Origin of the sequence: Mesotoga sp. UBA5825, assembly GCF_002432955.1 — a bacterium.
GTDB lineage: Bacteria > Thermotogota > Thermotogae > Petrotogales > Kosmotogaceae > Mesotoga.
Genome location: NZ_DJHG01000077.1, coordinates 1 through 3,434, shown reverse-complemented (window position 1 = coordinate 3,434; position 3,434 = coordinate 1). Strand labels below are relative to the sequence as shown.

5 protein-coding genes are annotated in these 3,434 nt (G+C 45.2%); 1 reads left to right on the top strand and 4 read right to left on the bottom strand.

The features are described from left to right. From B3N33_RS07620 to B3N33_RS07605, 4 genes are all read right to left on the bottom strand, one after another. The coding region (locus tag B3N33_RS07620) for an SUMF1/EgtB/PvdO family nonheme iron enzyme (protein ID WP_292592812.1) at nt 1-231 on the bottom strand (231 nt) is incomplete at its 3' end. A 356-nt stretch (nt 232-587) separates the two neighbouring features. Next, complete coding sequence (locus B3N33_RS07615) at nt 588-1,013, bottom strand: flavodoxin family protein (protein WP_214059879.1); 426 nt, start codon at nt 1,011-1,013, stop codon at nt 588-590. A gap of 32 nt (nt 1,014-1,045) precedes the next feature. Then, nucleotides 1,046-1,729 (bottom strand): histidine phosphatase family protein, encoded by a 684-nt coding sequence (locus B3N33_RS07610; protein ID WP_214059878.1) that lies wholly within the window; start codon nt 1,727-1,729, stop codon nt 1,046-1,048. Between the two features lie 214 nt (nt 1,730-1,943). Continuing rightward, nucleotides 1,944-2,207, bottom strand: a complete 264-nt coding sequence (locus B3N33_RS07605; protein ID WP_292592810.1) for a hypothetical protein — start codon at nt 2,205-2,207, stop codon at nt 1,944-1,946. A gap of 681 nt (nt 2,208-2,888) precedes the next feature. Here B3N33_RS07605 and B3N33_RS07600 point away from each other — a divergent pair. After that, on the top strand, nt 2,889-3,434 hold a 546-nt coding region (locus B3N33_RS07600), incomplete at its 3' end, for an acetoacetate decarboxylase family protein (protein ID WP_292592808.1).

Here is a 3,434-nt window from a genome sequence, read left to right as displayed (position 1 = left end):
TCCAGTCTCCGCAGTGAAAAAACCGTACTCGTCGAAGGTAACTTCGTACTTTCCGATGTAGTAATCGTAATTCAGATGGATCCGTCGAACCGCTTCATTATCCACGCCTTCCTCTCTCCAGGTGGTTCCCATAAGAAAAGTCCCGCTTTTGACGAGAATCTCTTCCGGTGTTGAAGCAAAGAGTGAAGAAACTAGAAGAACTATTGCAGTCATTGAAAGCAATTTGCGCATTGAAAAGTCCTCCTTTGATGATAGTCTCTAAAAACAAATCACTGTCGAGATCAGCGATGATTTCGCTTTCGCAACAAGTATATCAGTCGAGAAGACGCGAAGAGCTTTCCGAAAGGCCCGAGCTCTTAGCACTGTCGGGTATCGTACGTGGAAATTGATGCGTTTTCGGCAGACTTTGTCCCGGTTTAGCGGGAGATTATCATTTTCTCAAAACCAATGCCTTCTGCCTCTGCAACAAGGAATATCTTCAAAAAGCGGCCTGTAGAAATCTGGTTGAACTCATTAGTGAATGATATGAAGGTGAATTTGGCCGGCAGTTGTAATTCTGATTTGCACACACGGACTGTAATCATCCGTCACTTGAAACAAGAAGCGAGATCATCTACCAACCTCTCTATCTTTCTCTCTCGTCCAAAACTCCACCATCCAACGCTGGCCTCCCCGCAGATCTCTGCCCCTTTCTCTCTACAGATCTTCTTCATGTAGGCAAGCGTCTGTCTCCTTCCCAAAGCGGCTGGAAAGAGACCCGTAGCCATAAGGGCAACCTTCTTGCCTTCAAGGGACTTCATTTTGGCAAGGTAGCTCTTCATAGTATCGGCGGGTGCTCCGCCATTCACCGGAGAGCAGAAGACCAGTCCCTCATATCTTTCGAGATCGGGAGTCTCCGATCTCAGCCTTACCACAGATGCTTCTTTTCCCGCGGAGATCAACTCATCTCTCAGTTTTTCGGCAACGTACAGTGTATTTCCGGTCTTCGAATAGGCGATTATTCCAATCTTCACGACTGTTGCCTCCTTCCTAAATCATCTTTCCATCAATCTTCTGAGTTCCAGATAGTCTCTACTGGTTCCTTTTCGAAATCCAGTTCCATATGCGAAGTATTCGCCCAGTCCACAAGCTCGAGCGAAAAAGAGTCGTTTCTTCTGTAGGCTTTCACGGTGGTTATAGCGCAGTTGTTTATCGAAATGCCTGATCTCGAGAAGAATCTCTTCGGGTCGATTCCGTTGCAAACGAAGGGAAGGGTCATTGACAGAAAGCCTCCGTGACTTACCATAAGGGCTTCTCCTTCGGGACATTCACTAACAACTGTATTCATAGCCTTCCAAAATCGATCGATAACTTCTCTGTGACTCTCTCCGTTGGGGATTCTCTTATCTATCTTGCCATCAATCCAACTTCTTACAAGTTCAAGAAACGCTCTTTCTGCTTCTCCTTCAATGAGCTGGCCCTCAAGTTCGCCAACGTGAAATTCACGGATCTCATCAAGTAGTTGAGGTTCGATTTCAAGATCAGATGAGACTATGCGTGAGGTCTCCCTTGCTCTCAGAATCGGTGAGGTGTAGATCTTGCGAATGTTCCTAAGCTTCAAATAGCGCGCGGCCATTTTCGCCTGTATCCTTCCCTCATCGGTTAGGGGAAAACCATTATCGCCATTTGCAAATATCCCCTCTACATTTGCCTGACTCTGTCCATGCCGCATTAGATATATTGTTGTCATTCCGCCCTCCAAAAACCTGCTTTCAAGAGATAGTGTTTGATGAATCCGATGATCTATTGTAATCTGATCCTTTGCGCCTGTGGAGAATATCTATTCTGTCTTACCTGAATGAACACAATCTTCTACAGCCTATGCAAGGGATCTAGATCCCAACTCTCAGCAAGTTACAACTGATAAATCTGAAAGATTCACGGATTATCGGAGAGGTCACGAACTAACGTTTCGTCGCCTCCCAGGTTCCTTCGTCCAGATCGAAAATCGTGAACGTTCCCGACATCGTGTCCTTGGTTACCGATCCAGCGAAATCTATTCTTCTTTCAGAAGTCCAGGTGTTTATATGTACTTCGCGATCGTTTGAGATCATTCCGAAAAGTTCTCTGCAAGATGAATCAAGACAGAAACTTCCCCTGTAGTTGTATACTATGTGTTGCTCGATATGAAAAGTTGCGGTTTCAGAAGCCCCGCCGGAATAAATCATGATGACATCCCAGCTGCCATTTAAGTTGGGTAGTCCAAAAAAGAGGCATCCGGATGCAAGAAAAACAATCGAGATTGTCAAGAGTACAATTAGAAAGCGTTTAGCCATTCTCTATCCACTCCGCGTCAAGAGCATCATGCCTTTTGGCAAGTCGGTTACGGAATCTCCTCAGAAGCGAGAATTTATTCCAATTATACAGGGATTGGATGCTTTTGAACAGCGCCTTTCGACAGTTTCTGAATAGTAAGAGCTCCAGGATAACATAAACCAAGCCGTACCGATAAGAGAATTGCAGGCCAGGTCAATTCAGAAGAATAGAACTTGGAAGAGATCATCTCTAGAATCAAGCCCAGCGTTGAGTATGGCGACAGAGTTTACGGAAATACTGCGCAGAAATGAAGCTTATTCCTTCTGTTCTTGCTGATTCATTTTTACTTGGAAGTTCATGAGGGTTTGTGTTCTAATAATCTTGAAGTAGAGGCCGGGTTTCTCGTACAGTCTTCATTCATCCTGACTTCTTCAAGAGACTTACCGACTTTTTTGGATAATTATAGATTCATTCAAACATCAATAAGGAAGCAGAGTTGCAAGAATCATACACGAAGTTTTACGAGTCTGGAGGATTTGGCGTTAATCAAAATCCCCAATTGAATCATCATGATGCAGAGAGGAGGAAATGAAGTGTCTGGGAAAAAAGGGAAATTCGTTTTCAACCATGACTTTATCTACAAGATGCCTGTGCACTTTGGTGGCGATCCTTTCTACCCGGTAAGGGTTGTCTACGGAGACAATACCGTTATTACGGTGGAGTATGAGACGGACGAAGAAGCTCTACTGAACCACATCCCTGAAGATTTCGAGCTCAAAGAACCTATCGTTACCGTTCAGTACACCAATTGCCGGGATGTAGACTGGATGATTGGGGGAGAGTACAGGCTCATCCAGGTGACGACACCTGTGAAGTATGTGGGAAACTCAGATGGTCTCGAAGGAGTCTATGCGCTTGTCGTATGGGAGAACAAGACCTGCCCGATAATCGGGGGCCGTGAAGAGGACGGAGTACCGAAGGTGTTCGCAGATATCTCGTCTGAGCGCCATCTGGAAAATCATTGGTTTGTGGCGGCCAGCTACGAGCAGTTTACATTCCTGAAAATAGACCTCCAGAGAGGCGATGAGGTAAGTGAAGAAGATTTGGCGGAGTTGAACAAGAATCCTAAGATCAATCTC